2 protein-coding genes are annotated in these 1,449 nt (G+C 54.7%); both read left to right on the top strand.

Going from position 1 to position 1,449, the window contains the following annotated elements:
* The coding region (locus DW947_RS20570) for a conjugal transfer protein TraI (RefSeq protein WP_119958619.1) at window positions 1-414 on the top strand (414 nt) is incomplete at its 5' end.
* Between the two features lie 3 nt (window positions 415-417).
* A complete protein-coding gene (traJ, locus tag DW947_RS20565) occupies window positions 418-1,422 on the top strand; it encodes a conjugative transposon protein TraJ (RefSeq protein ID WP_004308926.1) in 1,005 nt (334 codons plus the stop codon).
* Window positions 1,423-1,449: the final 27 nt, after the last annotated feature.

Genomic DNA, 1,449 nt, shown 5'->3' with positions numbered 1-1,449 from the left:
CTCAAATCCGTGAACAATCTGGTAAAGGACGCCCGGAAGGTGCAGCAGACCATTCTGATGGTGGGTGACATCACCGACACCTATGTGACCAGTTTCCAGAAGATGATGCGTGACGACAACTTCACGGTGGAGGAACTGGGAGCCATCGCCTTTGGCTACACCAAGTTATTGGAGGAATCCAACGATGTGCTGACGGAACTGAAGAATGTGGTGAATATCACCACGCTCTCCATGACGGACAAGGAGCGCATGGACGTGGTGGAACGCTGCTACTCCAAAATGAAGCGTTACCGCAACCTCGTGAGCTACTACACCAACAAGAACATTAGCGTGAGTTACCTGCGTGCGAAGAAGAAAAACGACCTTGACCGCATCATGGGGCTGTACGGGAACATGAACGAAAGATATTGGTAGCCTATGAATTTCGACAACCTTCACCAAATTCTGCGCTCGCTCTACGAACAGATGATGCCGCTATGCGGGGACATGGCGGGCGTGGCGAAAGGCATCGCCGGGCTGGGCGCACTCTTTTATGTGGCCTACCGGGTATGGCAGTCGCTGGCGAGAGCCGAACCGATAGACGTGTTCCCTATGCTCCGCCCGTTCGCTATCGGTCTGTGCATCATGTTCTTTCCGACGGTGGTACTGGGTACGATAAACAGCATCATGTCGCCCGTCGTGCAGGGTACGGCAAAGATGCTGGAGGCGGAAACGCTGGACATGAACCGATACCGTGAGCAGAAGGACAAACTGGAGTACGAAGCGATGATGCGCAATCCCGAAACCGCCTACCTCGTGTCAAATGAGGAGTTTGACAAACAACTGGAAGAACTGGGCTGGTCGCCCGGCGACATGGTGACGATGGCGGGGATGTACATCGAGCGCGGGATGTACAACATGAAGAAGGGCATCCGCGACTTCTTCCGCGAGATACTGGAACTGATGTTCCAAGCCGCCGCCCTCGTGATAGACACCATCCGCACGTTCTTCCTCGTGGTGCTGGCGATACTCGGTCCGATAGCCTTCGCCATATCGGTGTGGGACGGCTTCCAAAGCACGCTTACACAGTGGATATGCCGCTACATACAGGTCTATCTGTGGCTGCCCGTGTCGGATATGTTCAGCACCATACTGGCGAAGATACAAGTGCTGATGCTGCAAAGCGACATCGAACGGATGCAGGCTGACCCGAACTTCTCGCTGGATTCGAGCGACGGGGTGTACATCGTCTTCATGATAATCGGCATCATTGGTTACTTCACCATCCCCACGGTAGCAGGCTGGATTATCCAAGCCGGAGGCATGGGAAGCTACGGTCGCAACGTGAACCAGACGGCAGGACGAGCCGGAAGTATGGCGGGCAGCGTGGCGGGCGCAGCCGCAGGAAACGTGGTCGGACGTGTCGGGAAGCTGCTGAAATAATCAACTGACAATTAAAAACGAATAAAC

The organism is Bacteroides sp. AM44-19, assembly GCF_003603395.1.
Taxonomy (GTDB): domain Bacteria; phylum Bacteroidota; class Bacteroidia; order Bacteroidales; family Bacteroidaceae; genus Bacteroides; species Bacteroides uniformis.
Note: the sequence above shows the minus strand (reverse complement) of the source record. Positions and strands in the feature narration are given on the sequence as shown.

What these genes read in the sequence shown, in the direction of transcription:
- traJ (WP_004308926.1), top strand. Translation starts at nt 418, where the DNA reads ATGAATTTCGACAACCTTCACCAAATTCTGCGCTCGCTCTACGAACAG.